The organism is Pseudomonas sp. B21-010, assembly GCF_024749325.1.
Lineage (GTDB): Bacteria > Pseudomonadota > Gammaproteobacteria > Pseudomonadales > Pseudomonadaceae > Aquipseudomonas > Aquipseudomonas kilonensis.
Window position 1 is genome coordinate 4,665,210 of record NZ_CP087198.1, and the last position, 25,985, is coordinate 4,691,194.

The 25,985-nt window shown below is 59.6% G+C and carries 22 protein-coding genes; 5 read left to right on the top strand and 17 right to left on the bottom strand.

Annotated features, from left to right (window positions below):
- Window positions 1-2 precede the first annotated feature (2 nt).
- Together LOY50_RS20640 and LOY50_RS20645 are read right to left on the bottom strand one after the other, a co-directional pair.
- On the bottom strand, window positions 3-464 hold the full coding sequence (locus LOY50_RS20640; protein ID WP_253476982.1) for a PaaI family thioesterase: 462 nt from the start codon (window positions 462-464) through the stop codon (window positions 3-5).
- Window positions 461-937: a PaaI family thioesterase gene (locus LOY50_RS20645; RefSeq protein ID WP_214509659.1), complete on the bottom strand. Its 477-nt coding sequence runs from the start codon at window positions 935-937 to the stop codon at window positions 461-463. The genes LOY50_RS20640 and LOY50_RS20645 overlap by 4 nt, the downstream gene beginning before the upstream one ends.
- 157 nt (window positions 938-1,094) lie before the next feature.
- Between LOY50_RS20645 and LOY50_RS20650 the strand changes: the two genes are divergently transcribed.
- Complete coding sequence (locus LOY50_RS20650; protein ID WP_053189659.1) at window positions 1,095-1,355, top strand: hypothetical protein; 261 nt, start codon at window positions 1,095-1,097, stop codon at window positions 1,353-1,355.
- 73 nt (window positions 1,356-1,428) lie between these two features.
- Here LOY50_RS20650 and LOY50_RS20655 read toward each other — a convergent pair whose 3' ends face one another.
- The 11 genes from LOY50_RS20655 to sdhC form a co-directional block, all read right to left on the bottom strand.
- Window positions 1,429-2,166: a DUF599 domain-containing protein gene (locus tag LOY50_RS20655; RefSeq protein WP_018610109.1), complete on the bottom strand. Its 738-nt coding sequence runs from the start codon at window positions 2,164-2,166 to the stop codon at window positions 1,429-1,431.
- Window positions 2,167-2,452: 286 nt separating this feature from the next.
- Complete coding sequence (gene brnQ / locus LOY50_RS20660; RefSeq protein ID WP_253476984.1) at window positions 2,453-3,766, bottom strand: branched-chain amino acid transport system II carrier protein; 1,314 nt, start codon at window positions 3,764-3,766, stop codon at window positions 2,453-2,455.
- Window positions 3,767-4,164: 398 nt separating this feature from the next.
- Window positions 4,165-5,049 carry a succinate--CoA ligase subunit alpha gene (gene sucD / locus LOY50_RS20665; protein WP_003179236.1) on the bottom strand — a complete coding sequence of 295 codons (885 nt, stop codon included), beginning with the start codon at window positions 5,047-5,049 and terminating at the stop codon, window positions 4,165-4,167.
- Entirely contained in the window at window positions 5,049-6,215 is a 1,167-nt protein-coding gene (sucC, locus tag LOY50_RS20670; protein ID WP_007919879.1) for an ADP-forming succinate--CoA ligase subunit beta, read from the bottom strand. Before sucC ends, sucD begins: the two co-directional genes overlap by 1 nt.
- Window positions 6,216-6,411: 196 nt before the next feature.
- Window positions 6,412-7,848, bottom strand: a complete 1,437-nt coding sequence (lpdA, locus tag LOY50_RS20675) for a dihydrolipoyl dehydrogenase (RefSeq protein ID WP_253476987.1) — start codon at window positions 7,846-7,848, stop codon at window positions 6,412-6,414.
- Window positions 7,849-7,961: 113 nt separating this feature from the next.
- The gene (gene odhB, locus LOY50_RS20680) at window positions 7,962-9,182 is read right to left on the bottom strand and encodes a 2-oxoglutarate dehydrogenase complex dihydrolipoyllysine-residue succinyltransferase (protein WP_253476990.1); all 1,221 of its coding nucleotides are present in this window, start codon (window positions 9,180-9,182) and stop codon (window positions 7,962-7,964) included.
- Between the two features lie 44 nt (window positions 9,183-9,226).
- Entirely contained in the window at window positions 9,227-12,058 is a 2,832-nt protein-coding gene (locus tag LOY50_RS20685) for a 2-oxoglutarate dehydrogenase E1 component (RefSeq protein WP_253476993.1), read from the bottom strand.
- Window positions 12,059-12,320: 262 nt separating this feature from the next.
- Complete coding sequence (locus LOY50_RS20690; protein WP_003204434.1) at window positions 12,321-13,025, bottom strand: succinate dehydrogenase iron-sulfur subunit; 705 nt, start codon at window positions 13,023-13,025, stop codon at window positions 12,321-12,323.
- Between the two features lie 11 nt (window positions 13,026-13,036).
- Complete coding sequence (gene sdhA / locus LOY50_RS20695) at window positions 13,037-14,809, bottom strand: succinate dehydrogenase flavoprotein subunit (protein ID WP_253476996.1); 1,773 nt, start codon at window positions 14,807-14,809, stop codon at window positions 13,037-13,039.
- Window positions 14,810-14,812: 3 nt separating this feature from the next.
- Complete coding sequence (gene sdhD, locus LOY50_RS20700) at window positions 14,813-15,181, bottom strand: succinate dehydrogenase, hydrophobic membrane anchor protein (RefSeq protein WP_003204438.1); 369 nt, start codon at window positions 15,179-15,181, stop codon at window positions 14,813-14,815.
- Window positions 15,175-15,549: a succinate dehydrogenase, cytochrome b556 subunit gene (sdhC, locus tag LOY50_RS20705; protein ID WP_003179220.1), complete on the bottom strand. Its 375-nt coding sequence runs from the start codon at window positions 15,547-15,549 to the stop codon at window positions 15,175-15,177. The genes sdhD and sdhC overlap by 7 nt, the downstream gene beginning before the upstream one ends.
- 365 nt (window positions 15,550-15,914) lie before the next feature.
- Between sdhC and gltA the strand changes: the two genes are divergently transcribed.
- On the top strand, window positions 15,915-17,204 hold the full coding sequence (gene gltA / locus LOY50_RS20710; protein WP_014339589.1) for a citrate synthase: 1,290 nt from the start codon (window positions 15,915-15,917) through the stop codon (window positions 17,202-17,204).
- A gap of 1,154 nt (window positions 17,205-18,358) precedes the next feature.
- Here the strand turns inward: gltA and LOY50_RS20715 are convergent.
- From LOY50_RS20715 to LOY50_RS20725, 3 genes are all read right to left on the bottom strand, one after another.
- Window positions 18,359-20,017: a cation acetate symporter gene (locus tag LOY50_RS20715; protein ID WP_253477000.1), complete on the bottom strand. Its 1,659-nt coding sequence runs from the start codon at window positions 20,015-20,017 to the stop codon at window positions 18,359-18,361.
- On the bottom strand, window positions 20,014-20,325 hold the full coding sequence (locus LOY50_RS20720) for a DUF485 domain-containing protein (RefSeq protein ID WP_003204445.1): 312 nt from the start codon (window positions 20,323-20,325) through the stop codon (window positions 20,014-20,016). Before LOY50_RS20720 ends, LOY50_RS20715 begins: the two co-directional genes overlap by 4 nt.
- A gap of 317 nt (window positions 20,326-20,642) precedes the next feature.
- The gene (locus LOY50_RS20725; RefSeq protein WP_214509653.1) at window positions 20,643-21,497 is read right to left on the bottom strand and encodes a glycine betaine ABC transporter substrate-binding protein; all 855 of its coding nucleotides are present in this window, start codon (window positions 21,495-21,497) and stop codon (window positions 20,643-20,645) included.
- A gap of 422 nt (window positions 21,498-21,919) precedes the next feature.
- Here LOY50_RS20725 and LOY50_RS20730 point away from each other — a divergent pair, with 422 nt between their 5' ends.
- Both LOY50_RS20730 and LOY50_RS20735 read left to right on the top strand, forming a co-directional pair.
- Window positions 21,920-23,218: a serine/threonine protein kinase gene (locus LOY50_RS20730; RefSeq protein ID WP_253477003.1), complete on the top strand. Its 1,299-nt coding sequence runs from the start codon at window positions 21,920-21,922 to the stop codon at window positions 23,216-23,218.
- Complete coding sequence (locus LOY50_RS20735) at window positions 23,211-23,999, top strand: VacJ family lipoprotein (protein WP_258689067.1); 789 nt, start codon at window positions 23,211-23,213, stop codon at window positions 23,997-23,999. Before LOY50_RS20730 ends, LOY50_RS20735 begins: the two co-directional genes overlap by 8 nt.
- A gap of 133 nt (window positions 24,000-24,132) precedes the next feature.
- On the opposite strand, the gene LOY50_RS20740 is transcribed toward LOY50_RS20735, so the two are convergent.
- Window positions 24,133-25,047 carry a DUF808 domain-containing protein gene (locus LOY50_RS20740; RefSeq protein WP_253477009.1) on the bottom strand — a complete coding sequence of 305 codons (915 nt, stop codon included), beginning with the start codon at window positions 25,045-25,047 and terminating at the stop codon, window positions 24,133-24,135.
- A gap of 291 nt (window positions 25,048-25,338) precedes the next feature.
- Here LOY50_RS20740 and LOY50_RS20745 point away from each other — a divergent pair, with 291 nt between their 5' ends.
- Window positions 25,339-25,944 (top strand): TetR/AcrR family transcriptional regulator, encoded by a 606-nt coding sequence (locus LOY50_RS20745; protein WP_214509649.1) that lies wholly within the window; start codon window positions 25,339-25,341, stop codon window positions 25,942-25,944.
- Window positions 25,945-25,985: the final 41 nt, after the last annotated feature.

The following is a 25,985-nucleotide window of genomic DNA, read 5'->3' on the forward strand; positions in this document are numbered from 1 at the left end:
TTTCAAGGGCGATCCGGTTTTGACGGCTCCTGGATCTTGAAATGCGCCCGGGCGGTGGCGATGGGTTGTGCCTCGGCGTCTTGCCAGGCGGTGATCGCGACGTTGGCGACCCGCCGGCCCTGGCGCCAGACCTGGCATTTGGCATAGGTGTCGCGAAACTGTCCGGTGCGCAGGTAATCCAGGGAGAAATCGATGATTTTCGGTATGCCCGGCGTGCCAGTGGCGATCAACAGATGCACGGCAGCGGCCAGTTCCATGAAACCGGCGATGACCCCACCGTGGATGGCCGGCAGTAAAGGGTTACCAATGTTGTCTTTGTTGGCCGGCAGGCGAAACAACAAGTCGTCGCCCTGGCGCGTGCATTCGACGCCGATGAGTTGGGCATAGGGAATCGAGGCGAGCAGCAGCGCATAGTCGCCCTGCTCGCAGGCGCGGCGCAGTTGTTCCTGGAGGATATCGGTCATGGCTGGCCCACAGCGGTCATCGGAACGCCCTTCCCCATTCCCCTGGCATGCTGGCCCAGGCGCATGAATGTCCCCACCACATGGGCGATGGGTTGCTCGGGATCGTCCTGGTAGGCGAAACCCCGGGTGAAGATCACGTCCGGGGTCACTCGATAGCATTGCGCGAAGCCGTAGACGTCCTTGTGGGGCTCGGCAGCGTGCATGTAGTCGATGCGCAGGTCGAGGGTGGGACAGACTTCGAATTGCGGCAGCACACACAAGGTCGACATGCCGCACGCGGTGTCCATCAACGAGGTCAACGCCCCGCCGTGGATGATGCCCGTCAGGGGATTGCCGACGATTTGCGGGCTGAACGGCAGGATGACCGTCAGCCCGTCACGACTGGCACTGTGCAACTTCAAGCCCAGCACCTGGCAATGCCTGAGTGCGGATAAAAAACGTGTTGCACGCTCAAAAACGGGGTCTTCGGCCATTCGATTAACGCTCCAATGAGTGACGAGACCTGACCACAGGCGCGATGCACAAAGTTCCATCGCAGTGCAAAGTTATATATCTGTTACACAACAGGAACTTAATCCGAGGGGAGGCGTTCAAAAGGCCAGTAGTTATTTCCATAAGGAGAAACACCCCATGCGTAAGACTTTTGCTATTGCCTTGATGTTGGCCGCTTCCCTCGGCCTCGCTGCCTGCGATAAAAAATCCGAGGACAAAGCTCAAGATGCCCAACAACACGCTGAGCAAGCTCAGCAAGACATGAACAAAGCACAGGATAAAGTGAACGACGCGGCGAAAGAAAACGCCGAAGCCGCCAAAAAGCAGGCTGAATCGAACGAAGCGGCCGCGAAAGAAGCAGCCCCAGCTACTCCAGCGACTCCAGCTAAAACCAACTGATACGGTTTTAGCAGCAAAAGAAAACCCGCCTGGTGCGGGTTTTCTTTTGCCTGCGATTTGGCGGCGCCGCCTGTCAGGCTGCTTCCTTGCCCACCTCGGACACGGGTGCTTCGGTGGGGGTATAGACCATCACGTCCAGTACATCGGAGTGAAACTCGCGCTGATACAGCACGAACACCACGCCAGCACTCATCAACATGAATAACCAGGGGCTGACGAACCACGCCAACATGGTCATGCCGAAATAATAGGCACGCAGGCCGAAGTTGAACTGGTTGGCGGCCATGGAGATCACTCGCGCTGCCCTCAGCGCAAAGGCCTTGCGCTCCTGCTCCGACACATGGCGCTCGCCGATCATCGGTGCCGAGCCAATCAGGACCGCCGCGAAGTTGTACTGGCGCATGCACCAACTGAACGTGAAGAACGCATACACGAACACCAGTGCCAGGCACAGCAACTTGACCTCCGCCATGCCCTGGGACGCCTGCTGCACCATGGGTATGTCCGCCAGCAACGACACCGCCCGATCGGACGCCCCGAGTACCGTCAGGATACCGGCCAGGATGATCAATGTGCTGGAGGCGAAGAAGGATGCGTTGCGCTCAAGGTTGCCGATCACGCTGGCATCGGCGATACGGTTCTCACGCAGCAGCATGCGGCGCATCCAGTCTTCGCGGTACAGGTGCATCACGCTGGCCAGGCACGCCGTGTCGCGCGCCTTCCAGGTGGCATAACGGGTGTAGCCCGCCCAGCAGATGATGAACCAGGCGGCGGCAAGCAGGTGGATCAGGTTGGCTTGGATGAATGACATTCGATTTCCTGTGTGTCTAAAAACATGACGTCTAAAGCCAGACTTGCCTTGAAATGCCGACCTGTGGGAGCGAGCTTGCTCGCGATGGCGTCGGATCAGTCAGCCATGAGGTAGCTGATAGACCGCTATCGCGAGCAAGCTCGCTCCCACAGGGTTCTGTGCAGGTTTTTCAAGACACTGCTTCGACGTTAGCCCACGGAAAAAGACACTGCACTCAAAAAAAATGCCCCGTATCGTTTGATACGGGGCATTTCAGTTCTTGCCGATGGATCTGCCAGTAGGCCGCTTAAGCCAACGCTTCGCTGCGCTTGCCCAGCAGGCGATCGCACACCACCGCGACCGCCAGGGTCATCACCGAAGGCACCAGCCAGGCCAGGCCCTGCTCGCTCAGCGGCAGGTGGGCCAGTTGCGCCGGCATCCAGTCCGCCAGGCCAGCGCCCTTGAGCGCATCGATCAGGCCAAACAGGAACGACACCAGCATCACCGGGCCAACGATGCGCCCCTGCTCGTGCCAGAAGTCCTTGCAGAAGCTCAGGGCCACCAGGGCGATGCACGGCGGATAGATCGCGGTGAGGACCGGAATCGAGAACGCGATCAGCTTGGTCAGGCCCAGGTTGGAGACCAGCAGCGAAAAGGCCGCCAGGATCACGACCAAGGTCTTGTAGGACAGCGGCAGGACGCGGCTGAAGTACTCGGCGCAGGCGCAGGTCAGGCCAACTGCGGTCACCAGGCACGCCAGGGAGATGAGTACGGCGAGGAAACCACTGCCCAGGCTGCCGAAGGTGTGTTGCACGTAGGCATGCAGCACAGCGGCGCCGTTGGTTGCGCCCACTGCCACCTCATGACTGCCCGAACCCAGGCGGAACAGGCTGACGTAGACCAGCGCCAGGCCCACCCCGGCAATCAGCCCGGCGATGATCGCATAGCGGGTGATCAAGGCCGGCGACTCGACGCCCCGGGAACGGATCGCGTTGACGATGACAATGCCGAACACCAAGGCGCCCAGGGTATCCATGGTCAGGTAGCCGTTGATGAACCCTTGGGAGAACGGTGCCGCGATGTACTCGGGGGTCGCCACGCCGACATCGCCGGCGGGCAAGGCAAACGCCGCGATGCCGAGCACGGCCAGGGCGATGATCTTCAGTGGCGCGAGGAAGCGCCCGACGGTGTCCAGCAGGCGGCCCGGGTAGAGCGAGATGAAAAACACCAGCAGGAAATACGCTGCGCTATAGAGGAACAGCGCCAGCGGGCTTTCACCGGTAAACGGCGCCAAGCCGACTTCGAATGAAACGGTGGCGGTACGCGGCGTGGCGAACAACGGGCCGACGGCCAGGTAGCACACCGCCGCCAGTACACCACCGGCGAGCTTGCCGATTGGGCTGCTCAAGGCGTCCATCGCACCGCCCACCTTGGCCAGTGCAACGACCGTGATGACCGGCAGCCCGACCGCCGTGATCAAGAAGCCCAGCGCCGCCATCCAGACATGAGGTCCGGACTGCAAACCGACGATAGGCGGGAAGATGATGTTGCCGGCCCCGACGAACAGGGCAAATGTCATGAAACCTAGCGCCAGGATGTCCTGGCCTTTCAACACTTTCATTAAGGAAACCACACTACTGAATCGGAATTTAGAGAGGGATTTCCCTTATGGATGAGGGAAATGCTGCCGATCCGTATGGGACCGACCCGTTTAGCGCGGCGCTTCCTTGTGGGCAGCGGTCGCAAAAATGGCTGCTAGCCTAACGAATTTAGCGAGAAAGCGCACTGTTAAGGGGCGAACTATCCGATGCACGACGTTCGTGTGTCGCGTTTTTGCATGTAAATGGTTGGCGACTGTCATTCCGTCATCGCGAGCAAGCTCGCTCCCACAATGAAATGCGCTCGACTGTGGGAGCGAGCTTGCTCGCGATAGGGCCCTAACTGGCACCCTGAACCCAGAAACGACAAAGGCCACCCGAAGGTGGCCTTTGTTGCTGGAACGAAAAGGTCAGCCGAAGCTTACTTCTTCATTTCCCAGCCAGTCAGCTCGGCCAGGGCCTTGCCGATGTCTGCCAGCGAACGCACGGTTTTCACGCCTGCGTCTTGCAGTGCAGCGAATTTCTCGTCTGCAGTGCCTTTGCCGCCAGAGATGATTGCGCCAGCATGGCCCATGCGCTTGCCCGGAGGAGCAGTCACACCAGCGATGTAGGAAACAACCGGCTTGGTCACGTTGGCCTTGATGTAGGCAGCCGCTTCTTCTTCAGCCGAACCGCCGATCTCACCGATCATGACGATCGCTTCGGTCTTCGGGTCTTCCTGGAACAGCTTCAGGATGTCGATGAAGTTCGAGCCTGGGATCGGGTCACCGCCGATGCCGACGCAAGTCGACTGACCGAAACCGGCGTCAGTGGTCTGCTTCACAGCTTCGTAGGTCAGGGTGCCGGAACGGGAAACGATACCGACCTTGCCTGGCAAGTGAATGTGACCTGGCATGATGCCGATCTTGCATTCGCCTGGAGTGATCACGCCTGGGCAGTTAGGGCCGATCAGGGTGATACCCAGCTCGTCGCACTTGACCTTGGCTTCCAGCATGTCGATGGTCGGGATGCCTTCGGTGATGCAGACGATCAGCTTGATGCCGCCGAACGCCGCTTCAAGGATGGAGTCCTTGCAGAAAGGAGCTGGAACGTAGATCACGCTGGCGGTGGCGCCAGTGGCGGCTACAGCATCTTTCACGGTGTTGAACACTGGCAGGCCCAGGTGCTCGGTGCCGCCCTTGCCCGGTGTTACGCCGCCAACCATCTTGGTGCCGTATTCGATGGCTTGCTGGGTGTGGAAACTACCTTGCGAACCGGTAATACCCTGGCAGATAACCTTGGTGTCTTTATTGATCAGGACGCTCATTATTTGCCCTCCGCAGCTTTGACAACTTGTTGAGCAGCGTCGGTCAGGCTGGTAGCAGCGATGATGTTCAAACCGCTTTCTGCCAGTACTTTAGCGCCCAGCTCAGCGTTGTTGCCTTCAAGGCGAACAACAACCGGGATTTTCACGCCAACTTCTTTCACGGCGCCGATGATGCCTTCGGCAATCATGTCGCAGCGAACGATGCCGCCGAAGATGTTGACCAGTACTGCAGCGACGTTGGTGTCGGACAGGATGATCTTGAACGCTTCGGTTACGCGTTCCTTGGTAGCACCACCGCCCACGTCGAGGAAGTTGGCTGGCTTGCCGCCATGCAGGTTGACGATGTCCATGGTACCCATGGCCAGGCCAGCACCGTTGACCATGCAGCCGATGTTACCTTCCAGGGCTACGTAGTTCAGTTCGAACTTGGCAGCGTGCGCTTCGCGCGGATCGTCTTGCGACGGATCGTGGAAAGTCTTCAGCTTAGGCTGACGGTACATGGCGTTGGCGTCGATGTTGATCTTGGCATCGAGGCAGTGCAGGTCGCCGTCGGCCTTGATCACCAGCGGGTTCACTTCCAGCAGTGCCAGGTCGTGATCCTTGAACAGCTTGGCCAGACCTACGAAGATCTTGGCGAACTGAGCAACTTGCTTGCCTTCCAGGCCCAGCTGGAATGCCAGCTCGCGACCCTGGAATGGCTGTGCGCCAACCAGTGGATCGATGGTGGCCTTGAGGATTTTCTCAGGGGTATCGTGAGCGATTTTCTCGATGTCCACGCCACCTTCGGTGGAAGCCATGAACACGATGCGGCGGCTCGAACGGTCAACGACAGCGCCCAGGTACAGCTCTTTAGCGATATCAGTGCACGATTCAACCAGGATCTTGGTGACTGGCTGACCGTTAGCGTCAGTCTGGTAAGTCACCAGACGCTTGCCCAGCCACTGCTGTGCGAAGGCTTTGGCGTCTTCTTTGCTGCGAACCAGCTTGACGCCGCCCGCTTTACCGCGACCACCGGCGTGAACCTGGGCTTTGACAACCCATTCGCTGCCACCGATTTTGTCGCAAGCTTCTGCTGCCGCTTCCGGGGTGTCTACCGCGTAACCGGTGGATACTGGCAGGCCGTACTCAGCGAACAGCTGCTTACCCTGATACTCGTGAAGATTCATGCTTATTACCGTCTTCGTTAGGTACTGCGCATTCGGTGCTGCACCGTTCTGGTGCCGCACCACCTGTGACTGCTGCTTGCGTAGCGTTCCAGTTAACCGGTTCGGCTACGCAAGGCTGCGTCCAGCGGATATTCCGCGGTGAGTCTTGCTCGCAAGGCTCACGACGGGCCATACCGCCGTGGTTTCTTATTGTCTATTAACGCTTCTTGCGGTTGGCCACGTGAATGGCGCCGCCATTTACGGCCAGGGCCGCTTCGTGCAAGGCTTCGGACAGGGTCGGATGGGAGAAGACCATCATGCCCAGATCTTCAGCGCTGGTGCCGAATTCCATGCCGATCGCGCCTTGCTGTACCAGCTCGGCAGCGCTTGGGCCAATGACGTGAACGCCCAATACGCGATCCGTCTTGGCATCGGCGATGACTTTCACGAAACCACCGGTATCGTTGGCTGCCATGGCACGGCCACTGGCTGCAAACGGGAAGGTGCCGACGTTAACTTCAACGCCTTCGGCTTTCAAGGCCTGCTCGGTCTTGCCAACCCATGCGATTTCCGGGTGGGTGTAGATAACCGAAGGGATCAGGTCGTAGTTCATCTGGGCTTTGTGGCCCTTGATGCGCTCGACAACCATGATGCCTTCTTCGGATGCCTTGTGTGCCAGCATCATGCCGCGAACCACGTCACCGATGGCGAAGACGCCCGGTACTGCGGTTGCGCACTGGTCGTCGACGGCAATGAAGCCGCGCTCGTCGATTTCCACGCCGCTATCGGCAGCCAGCAGGTCGGTGGTCACAGGACGACGGCCGACCGCGACGATCAGCTTGTCGAAGGTGATGGTCTGTTCGCCGTTGGTGTCGGTGTAGGTCACCACGACTTCTTCGCCGTTGACCTTCGAACCGGTGACGCGAGCGCCCAGCTTGATGTCCAGGCCCTGTTTGGTCAGGGTTTTCAGCGCTTCCTTGGAAACCGCAGTGTCAGCGGCCATCAGGAAGGTGTCGAGGGCTTCCAGTACGGTGACTTGCGCACCCAGGCGCGACCATACCGAACCCAGCTCGAGGCCGATCACGCCAGCGCCGATCACGCCCAGGCGTTTTGGCACGGTCTGGAATTCCAGGGCACCGGTGGAATCGACGATCACGTTCTGGTCGACCGGAGCCGGTGGAATGTCGATCGGACGCGAGCCTGGCGCCAGGATGACGTTCTCGGCTTCGATCACTTCAACCGAGCCGTCTGGCTTGGTCACTTCGACTTTCTTGCCCATCAGCAGCTTGCCGTGGCCCTGGATCGAGGTCACGCCATTGGCCTTGAACAGGGTGGCAACACCGCTGGTCAGGTTCTTGACGATGTTGGCCTTGCGACCCACCATCGCTGGCACGTCCATCTTCACGTCGCCCGTGCTGATGCCGTGGATCGCGAAGCCGTCTTGGGCTTCGTGGAACTTCCAGGAGCTGTCCAGCAGCGCCTTGGAAGGAATGCAACCGACGTTCAGGCAAGTACCACCGAGGGCCAGTTTGCCCTCCTTGTCGGTGTATTTCTCGATGCAGGCAGTGGTAAGGCCCAGTTGCGCAGCCTTGATGGCCGCTACGTAGCCGCCAGGGCCCGCACCAATCACTACCACGTCGAATTTCTGAGTCATGAGTCATTCCTTTTCGAATCAAACCGGACGATCACTTGTGATGACCGTCGAGGGACGAAACCGGTTGTTTCAGCAAGAGGCCGGTCAAAACAGACCGGCCCTCGCGGCGAAAATCAGATATCCAGCAGCAGACGAGCCGGATCTTCAAGCAGGTTCTTGATGGTTACCAGGAACGTCACGGCTTCTTTACCGTCGATCAGGCGGTGATCGTAGGACAGTGCCAGGTACATCATCGGACGAATCACGACCTGACCATTGATCGCCATCGGACGCTGCAGAATGTTGTGCATGCCCAGGATAGCCGCTTGTGGCGGGTTGACGATCGGGGTCGACATCATCGAACCGAATGTACCACCGTTGGTGATGGTGAACGTACCGCCGGTCATCTCTTCGATGGACAGCTTGCCGTCACGGGCCTTCTTGCCGAAGGTGGCGATGCCGCCTTCGATTTCGGCCAGGCTCATCAGTTCGGCGTTACGCAGTACTGGAACCACCAGGCCACGGTCGCTGGAAACAGCAACACCGATGTCGGCGTAGCCGTGGTAGACGATGTCGGAACCGTCGATCGACGCGTTGACGGCCGGGAAGCGTTTCAGCGCTTCGGTGGCAGCCTTGACGAAGAACGACATGAAGCCCAGGCGTACGCCGTTGTGGGACTTCTCGAACAGATCCTTGTACTTCGAACGCAGGGCCATGACTTCGGTCATGTCGACTTCGTTGAAGGTGGTCAGCATCGCCATGTTCGACTGGGCTTCTACCAGACGCTTGGCCACGGTAGCGCGAACGCGGGTCATCGGAACGCGTTTTTCAACGCGATCACCGGCAGCGAACACCGGAGCGGCAGCGGCAGGTGCGGCAGGCTTGGCTGGCGCGGCGGCCGGAGCGGCTTTCTTGGCGGCAACGGCTGCAACCACGTCTTCCTTGGTCACGCGACCACCCTTGCCGGTGCCGGCAACGGAAGCGATGTTGATGCCGTTCTCTTCAGCCAGCTTGCGAGCAGCAGGGGCAGCGACCGGATCGTCTTCACCACCAGCGGCTGGAGCAGCAGCCTGGGCGGCAGCCGGTGCAGCAGCGGCGGCTGGAGCAGCGGCAGCGCCGCCCTCTTCGATCGAGCCCAGGACCTGGTTCGACAGAACGGTAGCGCCTTCCTCGGCAATGATTGCGCCCAGCACGCCGTCAGCTTCGGCCAATACTTCCAGCACGACCTTGTCGGTCTCGATGTCGACGATCAGGTCGTCACGCTTGACGGCCTCGCCTGGTTTCTTGTGCCAGGTGGCAACGGTGCCATCGGCAACCGATTCCGGGAATGACGGGGCTTTGATTTCGATAGCCATTATCTGTGGGTCCTTAAAATTCGGTTTCAGTCAGCGCGAAGGCGTTAAACAGTGAAGGCATCTTGCAGCAGTTTTTCCTGCTGCTCGGCGTGCATCGACGCATAACCACACGCAGGTGCAGCAGAAGCATCACGGCCGGCATATTCCAGGCCCAGGGCCTTGTTGTGGTTGCCGATGCTGCGACGCAGGTGATGCTGGCTGCTGTACCACGCGCCTTGGTTCATCGGTTCTTCCTGACACCACACCACGTGGGTGAGGTTGGTGTAAGGCGCGATGGCCTCCATCAGGTCTTCTTCCGGGAACGGGTAAAGCTGCTCGATCCGCACGATGGCGATGTCTTCGCGGCCTTCGGCACGACGTTTTTCCAGCAGGTCGTAGTAGACCTTGCCGCTGCACAGGACCAGGCGAGTGACCTTCGCCGCGTCCAGGGTGTCGATTTCCGAAATAACGGTCTGGAACGAGCCTTCGGCCAGATCCTCGAGCGTGGAGATCGCCAGTTTGTGACGCAGCAGCGACTTCGGTGTCAGCACGATCAGCGGCTTGCGCAGCGGACGGATGACCTGACGACGCAGCAAGTGGTAGATCTGTGCTGGCGTGGTCGGTACGCAGACCTGGACGTTGTGCTCGGCACACAGTTGCAGGTAACGCTCCAGACGCGCCGAAGAGTGCTCCGGCCCCTGCCCTTCATAACCGTGTGGCAACAGCATGGTCAGACCGCAGAGACGGCCCCACTTGTGCTCGCCGCTGGTGATGAACTGGTCGACAACCACCTGGGCACCGTTGGCGAAGTCGCCGAACTGGGCTTCCCAGATCACCAGCGCCTCAGGCGTGGTGGTCGAGTAACCGTATTCGAACGCCAGCACGGCTTCTTCGGACAGGAACGAATCGTACAGGTCGAAACGTGGCTGGCCCTTGTACAGGTTTTGCAGCGGGACGTAGGTACCCGCGTCTTTCTGGTTGTGCAAGACAGCGTGACGGTGCGAGAACGTACCGCGACCGATGTCCTGACCCGTCATGCGAATCGGGTGACCTTCGAACGCCAGGGTCGCGTACGCCATGGTTTCGGCGTAACCCCAGTTGATCGGCAGGCCGCCGGCTTGCATCTTCTGCCGGTCTTCGTAGATTTTCGCGACCTGGCGCTGAACCACGAAGCCTTCCGGAATTTCCAGCAGCTTGGCGGACAGTTCCTGCAAGGTTTTCAGATCGAAGCGAGTGTCGTGACGCGCGGTCCAGGCGTGGCCCAGATACGGACGCCAGTCCACGAACAACTCTTTGTTCGGCTCTTTGACCAGGCTTTTTACCACGTGCAGACCGTTGTCCAGCGCGTTGCGGTATTCGTCGACTTTCGCCTGAACACGCTCAACGTCCAGCACACCGCTCTGGGTCAGATGATCGGCATACAGCTCACGGGTGGTGCGCTGCTTGGTGATCTGCTGATACATGATTGGCTGGGTGCCGCTTGGCTCGTCGGCCTCGTTGTGGCCGCGACGACGGTAGCAGACCAGGTCGATCACCACGTCACGCTTGAACTGCATGCGGTAGTCGATGGCCAGCTGGGTCACGAACAACACGGCTTCCGGATCATCACCATTCACATGGAGGATCGGCGCCTGGATCATCTTCGCAACGTCGGTCGCATACTCGGTGGAGCGCGAGTCCAGCGGGTTGCTGATAGTGAAACCGACCTGGTTGTTGATCACGATGTGCACGGTGCCGCCGGTCTTGAAACCGCGGGTCTGCGACATCTGGAAGGTTTCCATGACCACGCCCTGACCGGCGAATGCCGCGTCACCGTGGATGGAGATCGGCAGCACCTTCTCGCCGGTAGGGTCGTTACGACGATCCTGACGGGCGCGGACCGAACCTTCGACCACTGGAGAAACGATTTCCAGGTGAGACGGGTTGAACGCCATGGCCAGGTGCACTTCGCCACCTGCGGTCATCACGTTGGACGAGAAGCCCTGGTGGTATTTCACGTCACCGGAACCCAGCTCGACCTTCTTCTTGCCTTCGAACTCGTCGAACAGCTCGCGCGGGTTCTTGCCGAAGGTGTTGACCAGCACGTTCAGGCGACCACGGTGGGCCATGCCGATCACGATTTCCTTGGTGCCGTAGGAACCGGAACGCTGGATCAACTCGTCGAGCATCGGAATCAGGCTCTCGCCGCCTTCCAGACCGAAACGCTTGGTACCCGGGTATTTGGTCCCGAGGTATTTTTCAAGGCCTTCGCCGGCGGTGACGCGCTCGAGCAGGTGGCTCTTGATGTCGACAGAGTACGTCGGACGGCCGCGCACGCTTTCCAGACGCTGCTGGAACCACTGGCGCTGCTCGGAATCGGTGATATGCGTAAATTCAGCGCCGATGGTGCGGCAATATGTCTGCTGCAACGCTTCGTGAATTTCGCGTAGGCTCGCTTCCTCTTTGCCGATGAACAGGTCGCCGGCACGGAAGGTCGTATCAAGATCGGCATTGGTCAAGCCGTAGTGATTGATCGACAGGTCTGCAGGTGCAGGACGCTGCCACAGCCCCAGCGGGTCAAGCTGGGCTGACTGGTGGCCACGCATCCGGTAGGCCTGGATCAGTCGCAGCACTTCAACTTGCTTCTTCTCGTGTTCACTGCTCACGCTGCCGGCAGATACCGGTTGAGCGCGGCGCTGGTTCTTTGCCAGCAACACGAAATGATCGCGAATCGTCGAGTGCGAAACATCAGTGGCAGAGTTACCGTCAGCCGGCAACTTCTGAAAGTAGGTGCGCCATTCTTCTGGCACAGCGTTAGGGTCGTGCAGGTAGAGCTCGTAAAGCTCTTCCACATAGGCAGCGTTACCACCGGAAAGGTGGGCACTGTTCCACATGCGCTGCATCACGCTTTCTTGCATGCTTGGTCACCCTCGATTAGGGGAACACCACCGGCGAAAACACCGAGCAAACTTGCAGAAGTCCGAGTGCAGCGACTAAAACAAGCCACTTAGGATCACGCTGATAGTCCGGGTACCAGCCCGGATGCCCCTGCTTGTCTCATTTCTTCAAAATAAGAACCGCCGCTTTGTGAGCGGCTGTTCTGGTTATAGCCTGAGCGCGGGTTGAAGCCCGCGCCTGGCCTTCTACGGGTAAAGCGGTCCTACGGGTACAGCAGCTGAATCACACGCCGCTTTGCAGCAGCATGTTACGAATGTGACCGATGGCCTTAGTCGGGTTCAGGCCTTTCGGACAGACGTTGACGCAGTTCATGATCCCGCGGCAGCGGAATACGCTGAACGGGTCATCCAGCGAAGCCAGACGCTCGGACGTCTTGGTGTCACGGCTGTCTGCCAGGAAGCGGTACGCTTGCAGCAGGGCGGCCGGGCCCAGGAACTTGTCCGGATTCCACCAGAAGGATGGGCACGAGGTCGAGCAGCAAGCGCACAGGATGCACTCGTACAGACCGTCGAGCTTCTCACGCTCTTCAGGAGTCTGCAGACGCTCGATGGCCGGAGCCGGCGTGTCGTTCTGCAGGAATGGCTTCACCTTCTCGTATTGCTTGTAGAAGATGCTCATATCGACGACCAAGTCACGGATAACCGGCAAACCTGGCAGCGGACGAACGATCAGCTTGTTGCCCTTGACCACGGCAGACAGCGGCGTGATGCAAGCCAAGCCGTTCTTGCCGTTGATGTTCATGCCGTCGGAGCCGCAAACGCCCTCACGGCAAGAGCGACGATAGGAGAAACCCTCGTCCTGCTCCTTGATCAGGGCCAGCACGTCCAGCACCATCAGGTCTTTACCACCGGTGTCGACCTGGAAGTCCTGCATGAACGGCGCAGCGTCCTGATCAGGGTTGTAGCGATAAACACTGACTTGCAACATAGCGGTCACCCTTAATAAGTCCGGACTTTTGGTTCGAAAGTCGGAACAGTCTTCGGCGAGAAGTTCACGGCACGCTTGGTGACGCGCTTATCACCCGGGAAGTACAAGGTGTGGCACAGCCAGTTTTCGTCGTCACGGTCTTCGAAGTCTTCGCGGGCGTGGGCGCCACGGGACTCTTTACGCACTTCTGCGGCGATGGCGGTGGCTTCGGCCACTTCCAGCAGGTTCTGCAACTCCAGCGCTTCGATACGGGCAGTGTTGAACGCCTGCGACTTATCGTTGATCTTCACGTTGGCGATTCGTTCACGCAATTGCGCCAGCTGGGCAATACCCTTCTGCATGTATTCGCCGGTACGGAATACACCGAAGTAGTTCTGCATGCAGTTTTGCAACTCGCGACGCAGGGTCGCCACGTCTTCGCCTTCGGTACGCTCGTTCAGAGCGGACAGACGCGCCAGGGCGGCTTCGATGTTGGCGTCGGTGGCATCGTCATATTCGATACCGTCGGACAGCGCTTTTTCCAGGTGCAGGCCGGCAGCGCGACCGAAGACCACCAGGTCGAGCAACGAGTTGCCGCCCAGGCGGTTGGCACCGTGGACCGATACGCACGCCACTTCACCCACTGCGAACAGGCCAGGGATGATTGCGTCCACGCCTTCGGCGTTCTGGGTGATTGCCTGGCCATGAATGTTGGTGGCAACGCCGCCCATCATATAGTGGCAGGTTGGAACTACTGGAACTGGCGCGACGACCGGGTCGACGTGAGCGAAGGTCTTGGACAGTTCGCAAATACCTGGCAGGCGGCTGTGCAGCACTTCCTCGCCCAGGTGGTCGAGCTTGAGCATCACGTGGTCGCCATTCGGACCGCAACCGTTGCCAGCGATGATTTCCTTAACCATCGAACGGGCAACCACGTCACGACCGGCAAGGTCCTTGGCGTTCGGAGCATAACGCTCCATGAAACGCTCGCCGTGCTTGTTGATCAGGTAACCACCTTCACCACGGCAACCTTCGGTCACCAGTACACCGGCGCCGGCGATGCCGGTTGGGTGGAACTGCCACATTTCGATGTCTTGCACCGGAACGCCAGCACGCAGGGCCATGCCGACGCCGTCACCGGTGTTGATCAGGGCGTTGGTGGTGGATGCGTAGATACGGCCTGCACCGCCGGTCGCCAGTACGGTGGCCTTGGCGCGGATGTAGGTGGTTTCGCCGGTTTCGATGCAGATCGCGATCACGCCGACGAACGCGCCGTCCTGGTTCTTCACCAGGTCAACGGCGTAGTACTCGTTCAGGAACGTGGTACCGGCTTTCAGGTTGCCCTGGTACAGGGTGTGCAGCAGCGCGTGACCGGTACGGTCGGACGCCGCGCAAGTACGCGCAGCCTGGCCGCCCTTGCCGTAGTCCTTGGACTGGCCACCGAACGGACGCTGATAGATACGACCTTGCTCGGTACGCGAGAATGGCATACCCATGTGGTCCAGCTCGAACACTGCGGCCGGGCCTTCCTGACACATGTATTCGATAGCGTCCTGGTCACCGATGTAGTCGGAACCCTTGACGGTATCGTACATGTGCCAGCGCCAGTCATCGTTCGGGTCGGCCGAAGCGATGGCGCAGGTGATGCCACCCTGGGCGGAAACAGTGTGCGAACGGGTAGGGAAAACCTTGGTGATCACGGCAGTCTTGTGACCGCCCTGTGCCAGTTGCAGCGCTGCGCGCATGCCGGCACCGCCACCACCAATGATGATAGCGTCGAAAGAAATCGTTGGAATGTTAGCCATGGATCAGATACCCCAGAGAATCTGCACACCCCAGACGAAGTAAGCGAACATCGCAACGCCGCATACTGCCTGGAAGAGGAAACGTACGGCAGTCGCCGACTTGCCGAACGCCATTGGCGTCAGGTAGTCGGTCGCGATGGTCCACATGCCGACCCAGGCGTGAGCGCCCAGTGCGACAAGTGCCAGCAGACTGAAGATACGCATCCAGTTGTTTGCGAACAGTTCATGCCATTGGGCGTAGCCCAGGCCTGGGTTTGCTACGACATATCCGATCAGGAAGATGAAGTAAGCCGCGAGAACGACCGCAGACACACGCTGCGCCATCCAGTCATAGAGGCCCGAACGCGAAAGGTTCGTGACGTTGGTTACCATATCCAGACTCCTGCCAGAACGATCAGCACCGCAGACACGGCGATAATGATTTTCGAGCCCAGCTTGCCGCCTTCCAGCGTCTCACCGATGCCCATGTCCATGATCAAGTGGCGCACACCGGCAACCAAGTGATACAGCAAGGCGGACAGGATGCCCCAAATCACTAGCTTGGCTAGCGGACTGGTCAGACACGCTTTCACCTGACCGAAGCCTTCTTCCGAATCGAGCGACTTGTCCAATGCATAAAGCATGATGGCCAGGCTGACGAAGAGGATGACACCGGAAATACGGTGAAGAATGGACGTGTAAGCAGTGACTGGGAGTTTGATGGTCCTTAGGTCTAGGTTTACAGGTCGTTGGCTTTTCACGGCTTTTTTTTCACACTGAAGAGCCCCTAACAATCAGGGCAAAGTTGTTGGGGCGCGCACTGGTCAGGTACTCACCACCCAGGGAGTGACGACCCCCAAGAAAGCAGGCCCAAAAGCCCCTGGCGGTCGGTGGCCGAGTATAGACAGTTAGGCTACTAATGACAACGCGTTCACCTTCCCCTAATAGCGCATTGCACATACGGCGCAAAAGGCGTAAACGGCAGGTAATTTCGCGGAAAAAGTCCGGTTAAAGCCTTCTGGAGCAAGACTTTAGGCAAATTGACATTCGGATTTATCTCACTATAGTGGTGCGGGCCCTGCGTGGGGGGTCTGTCTGATGATTCCAAGCATTAATAGGAGGCCACATGGCTGACAAAAAAGCGCAGTTGATCATCGAGGGCGCAGCCCCCGTCGAGCTGCCCATTTTAACCGGCACCGTTGGTCCCGATGTAATCGACGTACGGGGCCTGACGGCCACGGGCCGTTTCACCTTTGACCCAGGTTTCATGTCGACCGCCTCGTGCGAATCGAAAATCACCTATATCGACGGCGACAACGGCATCCTGCTGCACCGCGGCTACCCGATCGAGCAACTGGCTGAAAAATCGGACTACCTGGAAACCTGCTACCTGCTGCTCAATGGCGAGCTGCCAACCGCAGAGCAAAAGGCCCAGTTCGTCAGCACCGTGAAGAACCACACCATGGTTCACGAGCAGTTGAAGACCTTCTTCAACGGCTTCCGTCGCGATGCCCACCCGATGGCCGTGATGTGCGGCGTTGTCGGCGCCCTCTCGGCCTTCTACCACGACTCCCTGGACATCAATAACCCCCAGCATCGCGAAATCTCCGCGATCCGCCTGGTGGCGAAGATGCCGACCCTGGCAGCCATGGTCTACAAGTACTCCATGGGCCAGCCCATGATGTACCCGCGCAACGACCTGACCTATGCAGAGAACTTCCTGCATATGATGTTCAACACCCCGTGCGAGATCAAACCGATCAGCCCGGTGCTCGCCAAGGCCATGGACCGGATCTTCATCCTCCATGCCGACCACGAGCAGAACGCCTCCACGTCCACCGTGCGCCTGGCCGGCTCCTCGGGTGCCAACCCGTTCGCCTGTATCGCCGCCGGTATCGCCGCACTCTGGGGCCCAGCCCACGGCGGTGCCAACGAAGCGGTACTGACCATGCTCGATGAAATCGGCGATGTTTCGAACATCGACAAGTTCATCGCCAAGGCCAAGGACAAGAACGATCCGTTCAAGCTGATGGGCTTCGGTCACCGGGTCTACAAGAACCGCGACCCGCGCGCCACCGTCATGAAGCAGACCTGCGACGAAGTGCTCAAGGAACTGGGGATCACGAACGATCCGCAACTCGAACTGGCCATGCGCCTGGAAGAGATCGCCCTGACCGACCCGTACTTCATCGAACGCTCGCTGTACCCGAACGTCGACTTCTACTCGGGGATCATCCTCAAGGCGATCGGCATTCCAACCAGCATGTTCACCGTGATCTTCGCCCTGGCGCGGACCGTCGGCTGGATCTCCCACTGGAAGGAAATGCTCTCCAGCCCGTACAAGATCGGCCGCCCGCGCCAGCTGTACACCGGCTACGAGTCGCGTGACATCACCCAGCTGGAAGACCGCAAGTAAGGCCTTCCTTGCTATAGGTCCCAAGCTGTACTGAAACAGCCCCTGCTTCTTATATAAGAGCAGGGGCTGTTTTGCTTGTGCTCTCTTTGATATCTGCGGCGACTGCTCCGACACCTTCGCGAGCTAGCTCGCTCCCACATTGGACCCTGTGCATGACGCAAATCCCCTGCGGGAACGTAATACCGCTCACTTAAGGAAACGGCGCTTTTCCGAGGGAGCGCCGTTTCCTTTGGGGTTGGGTTGGGTACATATCCGTTGCTGCGGTAACGGCTGCTTAGGGTTCCGCCCTGACGGCGGGTCACTTTCGAAAAGCCCGGAAGCCGGCCCAGTCGAAAGTAACCAAAGCGCTCATGCCCCACCACTCGGCACCTCGCTTAGGCTCGGTGTGCCTGAACGAAGGCATTGCTCCGTGGGCCGCCGCGAAGGGCCATCCATGGCCCAGCGCGGCTACCTCGGCATCCATGCCGAGGTACCCACTGCGCAATGCCTGCGTTCGGCCAGCGTGGTTAACGGGGCGCCGAGATCAACGTCCACCGCGAGGCGGCCTGGCAGCCGACCTGCCTCTGGCGGCAGTACTTCAATCCAACTGTGGGAGCGAGCCTGCTCGCGATAGCGGTTTCATAGTCGATGGAGATGTTGGATGGGCCGGCGTTATCGCGAGCAAGCTCGCTCCCACAGGAGAAACGCGATCACCCAGAGCCAGGTCGGCTATCAGGCCGCCTCGCTTCTGATCTTGATCTGGGGCGCCCCGTTAACCACGCTGGCCGAACGCAGGCATTGCGCAGTGGGCATCCCGGCATGGATGCCGGGATAGCCGCGCTGGGCCATGGATGGCCCTTCGCGGCGAGCCCACGGAGCAATGCCGGAGTGAGGGCACACCGAGCCTAGGCGAGGTGCCGAGTGGTGGGGCAAAGCGGTTTTGGTTACTTTTGGCGCTTTTCAAAAGTGACCCGCCGTCAGGGCGGAACCCTAAGCAGCCGTTACCGCAGCAACGGATATACACCCCTACCCCAATCCACAGCCTTAAGTGAACAGCATTACCTGTGGGAGCGGGCTTGCTCGCGAAGACGTCATCACTCAAACCGCAGTTATCGCACACAAAAAAATACCCCAGCCTCTCGACCGGGGTATTTCTTCAAGCACTTATCTCTACATCAATGGTTAACCGCCCCACTCGCCCCCAGGCCCGTCTGCGAACGCACGAACTGCGGGAAGAACAGCGCCCGCTCATTGGCACCTTCAGCCGACTTGTCGGTAATGGAGAAGAACCAGATGCCGACGAAGGCGATGGCCATCGAGAACAGCGCAGGGTATTCATACGGGAAGATCGCCTTCTCGTGACCCATGATCTGCACCCAGATGGTCGGGCCGAGGATCATCAGGCCCACGGCACTGACCAGGCCCAGCCAACCGCCAATCATGGCGCCACGGGTGGTCAGCTTCTTCCAGTACATCGAAAGCAGCAGTACCGGGAAGTTGCAGCTCGCCGCAATGGAGAACGCCAGGCCGACCATGAACGCGATGTTCTGCTTCTCGAACAGGATGCCCAGGCCAATCGCCAGCACCGCCAGGGCGATGGTGGTGATTTTCGAGACGCGAATCTCGTCCTTCTCGTTGGCCTTGCCTTTCTTGATCACGCTGGCATACAGGTCATGGGACACCGCCGAGGCACCGGCCAGGGTCAGGCCCGCGACCACCGCCAGGATGGTGGCAAAGGCTACCGCCGAGATGAAGCCCAGGAAGATACTGCCGCCCACAGCGTTGGCCAGGTGCACCGCCGCCATGTTGTTGCCGCCGAGCAAGGCACCTGCCGCGTCCTTGAAGGCCGGGTTGGTGCTGACCAGCAGGATCGCGCCGAAGCCGATGATGAAGGTCAGGATGTAGAAGTAGCCGATGAAACCAGTGGCATACAGCACGCTCTTGCGCGCTTCCTTGGCGTCGCTCACGGTGAAGAAGCGCATCAGGATGTGCGGCAGGCCTGCGGTACCGAACATCAGCGCCAGCCCCAGGGAGAAGGCCGAGATCGGATCCTTCACCAGGCCGCCAGGGCTCATGATCGCCTCACCTTTAGGGTGGACCTTGACCGCTTCGGCAAACAGCATGTTGAAGTCGAAGTTGACGTGTTTCATGACCATCAGGGCCATGAACGAAGCACCCGACAGCAACAGCACCGCCTTGATGATCTGTACCCAGGTGGTGGCCAGCATGCCGCCGAACAACACGTAGAGGCACATCAGGATACCGACCAGGATCACCGCAACGTAGTAGTCCAGGCCGAACAGCAGCTGGATCAGCTTGCCGGCACCGACCATTTGCGCGATCAGGTAGAACGCCACCACGACCAGCGAGCCACAGGCGGACAGACTGCGGATCTGGGCTTGCCCAAGGCGATAGGACGCCACGTCGGCAAAGGTGTATTTACCCAGGTTACGCAGGCGTTCAGCGATCAGGAACAGAATGATCGGCCAGCCCACCAGGAAGCCGATCGAGTAGATCAGACCGTCGTAGCCGGAGGCGAACACCAGTGCGGAGATCCCCAGGAAGGACGCCGCCGACATGTAGTCACCGGCAATGGCCAGGCCATTCTGGAAACCGGTGATCCGCCCGCCCGCCGCATAATAGTCAGCGGCCGACTTGTTGCGCTTGGAGGCCCAGTAAGTGATGCACAGGGTCGCACCGACGAAGACCACGAACATCACGATGGCCGAGACGTTCAGAGGCTGTTTCTGCACGGCACCGGTCAGGGCTTCAGCCGCCCAGGCGCCCGGGGCAAACGCTGCGATGCTCAATAGAGCCAGTAGACGCCGGATCATTGCTGAGCCTCCTTGAGAATCGCATTGTTCAGGTCGTCGAACTCGCCGTTGGCGCGTCGTACGTAGATAGCGGTCAGGACGAAGGCCGAGACAATCAGGCCGACACCGATGGGAATGCCCCAGGTGATGGTGGACTCAGGCGTGATCTTGGCCCCGAGAATGTGTGGCCCGTAGGCGATCAGAAGAATGAAGCCGGAATACAGCCCAAGCATGATCGCCGAGAGAATCCAGGCGAACTTTTCCCTTTTTCTCACCAGCTCCTTGAAGCGCGGGCTGTTTTGAATCGAGAGGTAAATGCTGTCGTTCATTGTTTTTATCCTCGCAGCACAGATTTAATTGGAACAGCCCTACTCTATGCGGCTCAAGGCCAGGTTCCAGACGACCTTAGTATTAGAACGACATGACGGTTTTGCCAGTTTTCCGCAAAAAAACCCAAGCCCCTCCCCTGTGGGAGCGAGCTTGCTCGCGATGGCGGTAGCACAGTCAGTGTAGATGCAAGCTGACACACCGCTATCGCGAGCAAGCTCGCTCCCACAGGGGGTTGGGGGAAACCAGGAATTGCGGGCACAAAAAAACCGCATGACACACGGTCATGCGGTTTTTCGGAACAGCTAAACCAGGCCGATTACTTGCCGGTCCACTCCTTCACGCGATCCGGGTGCTTGGCAACCCAGTCCTTGGCGGCGGCGTCAGGCTTGGCGCCTTCCTGGATCGCCAGCATGACTTCGCCGATCTCGTCTTTCGAAGCCCATTGGAATTTCTTCAGGAAGGCGACCACTTCCGGTGCCTTGGCCTCCAGTTCCTTGCTGCCGATGCTGTTCACGGTTTCAGCCGCGCCGTAGACGCCTTTCGGGTCTTCCAGGAAGCGCAGTTTCCACTTGGCGAACATCCAGTGCGGCACCCACCCGGTGACGGCAATGGATTCGTTTTTCTTCTCGGCACGGGTCAGCTCGGCAATCATGCCGGCGCCGGAACTGGCCTTGAGTTGATAACCGGTCAGGTCGTAATCCTTGATGGCCTGTTCGGTCTTGAGCATTACGCCTGAACCGGCGTCGATGCCGACGATGCGTTTCTTGAAGGAGTCGTCGGTCTTGAGATCCTCGAGCGACTTGGCCTTGACGTACTCCGGCACGATCAGGCCGATTTTTGCGTCCTTGAAGTTGGGGCCATAATCGACCACGTTGTCCTTGTTCTTGGTCCAATAGTCGCCGTGGGTCACCGGCAGCCAGGCCGAGAGCATCGCGTCGAGTTTACCGGTGGCCACACCTTGCCACATGATCCCGGTCGCAACCGCTTGCAGCTTCACATCGTAGCCAAGCTTCTGCTGGATGACTTCGGCGGCCACGTGAGTGGTCGCGACGCTGTCGGACCAGCCGTCAACGTAACCGATGCTCAAGGTTTTGTTTTCGGCGCTGGCCAGGGTGGAGCTGATCGCCAGTACCAGTGCGGCACCTGCGCCCAAGAGTCGTCGCATCTTCATCGTTACTTCCCCGAAAGTGCTGCGCCCGACGGATGTCGGGCAGCGTCAACGTATTGTTATGGTGCACAGCGCCCCCATCACGTTCGCCTGAAACCAGCTCGAACGCCAGTGGAGTACTGACTCGTTGATCATCGACCTGCGCCGATCCGGAACCTGCTCTGTCTGCGACGTCGAGGCAACGAGAAACGACATCAGAACGCCAGCTCTCAGTTCCGGGCATTTGTAGCTCCGTCACACGTGAAATTTAGCGGTCAAATCCGGCAAACGCCAGATAACTAGCCGCCAGCACGCACGACCGTGTATCGTCCCGCTACTATCGCGCCCCGTCCGTGCCTGTTTTGTGCCCATCATGGCACTTGGCTCTGCTTCGGTGGTCATAGCCTGCGAACCTCATTCGGCACCTTCCTCTAAGGGATCCAGTCATGCTCCGTTCCTTGCGCTTCGCTGCCCTTCTCGGCGGCCTTATCCTGAGTGCGTCCGCGCTGGCGGCAGATATTGACGCCGCCAGCTATGGCTACCCCTTGACCAACCCGTTCGAGGCGACCATCGCTACCACGCCACCGGACCTGCGCCCGGAGTTGCCGCTGATCGAAGACATCGACCAGGCAGACCACAGCCTGACCCTGCGCCCGGAACGCGAGTTCATCCTGCCGGACAACTTCTGGCCAGTGAAAAGCCTCACCTACCGCATGGCCACCCAGGACAAACCCGCGCCGCTGATCTTTCTCATCGCCGGCACCGGTGCGCGCTTTGACAGTAGCATCAATGAATACCTCAAGCGCCTCTACTACAAGGCCGGCTACCACGTGGTGCAGTTGTCCTCGCCCACCAGCTTCGACTTCATGAGCGCCGCTTCGCGCTTCGCCACGCCAGGCATTTCCAAGGAAGACGCCGAAGACATGTACCGGGTGATGCAAGCCGTGCGCGCGCAGAACCCCAAGCTGCCGGTGACCGAGTATTACCTGACCGGCTACAGCCTAGGTGCCCTGGACGCGGCCTTCGTCGCACACCTGGACGAAACCCGGCGCAGCTTCAATTTCAAGAAGGTGCTGCTGCTGAACCCGCCGGTGAACCTCTACACCTCGATCACCAACCTGGACAAACTGGTCCAGACCGAGGTCAAGGGCATCAACAACACCACCACCTTCTATGAGCTGGTGCTGAACAAGCTGACGCGCTACTTCCAGCAAAAAGGCTACATCGACCTCAACGATGCCCTGGTCTACGACTTCCAGCAGTCCAAGCAACACCTGAGCAACGAGCAGATGGCCATGTTGATCGGCACCTCGTTCCGTTTCTCGGCGGCCGACATCGCGTTCACTTCGGACCTGATCAATCGGCGCGGGCTGATCATCCCGCCCAAGTTCCCGATTACCGAAAGCACCAGCCTGACGCCGTTCCTCAAGCGCGCGCTGCAATGCGATTTCGACTGTTACCTCACCGAGCAGGTGATTCCGATGTGGCGCGCGCGTACTGACGGCGGCAGCCTGTTGCAACTGGTCGACCAGGTCAGCCTGTACGCGCTGAAGGATTACCTGCACGACAGCCCGAAGATTGCCGTCATGCACAATGCCGACGACGTCATTCTCGGTCCGGGCGACCTGGGCTTCCTGCGCAAGACCTTTGGCGATCGCCTGACGGTTTATCCGCTGGGCGGCCACTGCGGCAACCTTAACTACCGCGTCAACAGCGACGCCATGCTGGAGTTCTTCCGTGGCTAAATATCTGCTGCTTATCGCTGCGTTAATGAGTGCGGGCATGGTCCACGCCGACAACAGCAAGGCCAATGCGCCTGTGGTGGTGGATTCGGACGGCTTCAAGGAGCCGTCGAGCAAGCTCAAGTTCAACCCGGGCCTGGACCAGCGCGAATTCGAGCGCTCGACCCTCAACGCCCTGAACGTCTATGACCCGTTGGAGTCCTGGAACCGCCGCGTCTACCACTTCAACTATCGCTTCGACCAATGGGTATTCCTGCCCGTGGTCGATGGCTACCGCTACGTCACGCCAAGCTTCGTGCGCACTGGGGTGAGCAACTTCTTCAACAACCTGGGGGACGTGCCAAACCTGATGAACAGCCTGCTGCAATTCAAGGGCAAGCGTTCGATGGAAACCACGGCGCGCCTGCTGCTCAACACCACCGTCGGCATCGCCGGCCTGTGGGACCCAGCCACCGCCATGGGCCTGCCGCGCCAGAGCGAAGACTTCGGGCAGACCCTGGGTTTCTACGGCGTACCGGGCGGCGCCTACTTCGTGTTGCCGATCTTTGGCCCGTCGAACTTGCGCGACACCTCAGGCCTGCTGGTGGACTACACGGCCGAATCGGCGATCAACTTCCTGAACGTCTCGGAAGTCAGCTCCAACCACCCGGAGCTGCTGCTTCTGCGCGGCGTGGACAAGCGCTACCAGACCAGCTTCCGCTACGGGCAACTGAACTCGCCATTCGAGTATGAGAAGGTGCGCTACGTGTACACCGAGTCGCGCAAGTTGCAGATTGCCGAATAACTTTCGGCCACCCCAAAACCCACTGTGGGAGCGAGCTTGCTCGCGATAGCAGTCTGTCAGGCAACATTAATGTTGGATGCCAGGCCCTCATCGCGAGCAAGCTCGCCCCCACAGGGGTTATGAGTTGTCAGTTTTAGCCTTTGAGCGTCTTCCAGATCTTGCCCACCGCCAGCACACCGACCAACACCACCGCCCCCGCGACAATGCCCGCCACCGCATTGAGCAACGTCGGCACGATAAACCCGGCACCACCGGCGCTGGCCGTCACGCTTTCGATCCAGTGATGCACCGCTGGCACGCCATGGGTCAGGATGCCGCCGCCCACCAGGAACATCGCTGCCGTGCCGATCACCGACAGGCTTTTCATCATATAGGGCGCTGCACTCAGGATGGCGCCGCCGATGCTTTTGGCGGTCTGCCCTGGCTTTTGCGTCAACCAGAGCCCCAGGTCATCGAGCTTGACGATCCCGGCCACCAGGCCATAGACGCCAATGGTCATGACGATGGCGATGCCCGACAGGACGATCACTTGCTGGGTCAGCGCGGCGTCGGCAACAGTGCCGAGGGTGATGGCGATGATTTCCGCTGACAGAATGAAGTCGGTGCGTACCGCGCCCTTGATCTTGTCCTTTTCAAAGGCCACCAGATCGACCGCCGGATCCGCCACCGCCTCGACCAGTTGCGCATGTTCAGCCTGGTCCTCGGCCTTGCTGTGAAGGAACTTGTGGGCCAGTTTTTCGAACCCTTCGAAACACAGATAGGCGCCGCCCACCATCAACAGCGGCGTCACCAGCCAGGGCACGAAGGCGCTGATCGCCAGCGCCGATGGCACCAGGATCAACTTGTTGATGAACGATCCCTTGGCCACCGCCCACACCACCGGCAGTTCCCGCTCGGCCCGTACACCAGAGACTTGCTGGGCATTGAGCGCCAAGTCATCGCCGAGCACGCCAGCGGTCTTCTTGGCGGCCATTTTGGTCATCAGCGCAACATCGTCGAGCACGGTGGCGATATCGTCGATCAGTACCAGCAAACTGCTTCCGGCCATGGAGGGGCTCCTTGAATAATAATGCCGCGCAGCATACCGCGAGCCGCAGCGCCTTGTGGCCTGTACTGTTAATTCGAGTACTCAAATTCGAGTGCCAGTGCTTGCCAGGCAAGGCGCCATGACGAGTCGTAGCCCGCTACGGCGAGGAATGGTAACGCAGCTTGGCAAGCACTGGCGCCGAAGTTGAGTGCACGAATTAGCCACACAGGCCACCAGGGGCATTCTTGAGCGCCGCGCGAGGCCGGTGCTACCATGCGCCACCGCCAGAACAGGCAAGGAACCCCTGGGTTTATGAGCACTATCCGCGAGCGCAACAAAGAATTGATCCTGCGTGCCGCCAGCGAAGAGTTTGCCGACAAGGGCTTCGCCGCGACCAAGACCAGCGACATCGCGGCCAAGGCAGGCCTGCCCAAACCCAACGTCTACTACTACTTCAAATCCAAGGAAAACCTCTACCGCGAGGTACTGGAAAGCATCATCGAGCCGATTCTCCAGGCTTCGACACCGTTCAATGCCGACGGCGTGCCCGGCGAGGTACTGAGCCACTACATCCGCTCCAAGATCCGCATCTCCCGCGACCTGCCCTTCGCCTCGAAAGTCTTCGCCAGCGAAATCATGCACGGCGCCCCCCACCTGAGCCCCGACCTGGTGGACCAACTCAACGCCCAGGCCCGGCACAACATCGACTGCATCCAGACCTGGATCGACCGCGGCCAGATCGCCCCCATCGACCCCAACCACCTGATGTTCAGCATCTGGGCCGCCACCCAGACCTATGCCGATTTCGACTGGCAGATCAGCGCCGTGACCGGCAAGGCCAAGCTCGATGAGGCGGATTACGAAGCGGCGGCGCAGACGATTATTCGGTTGGTGTTGAAGGGGTGTGAGCCCGACTGATGGACCGAGCTGCCTTCATCGCGAGCAAGCTCGCTCCCACA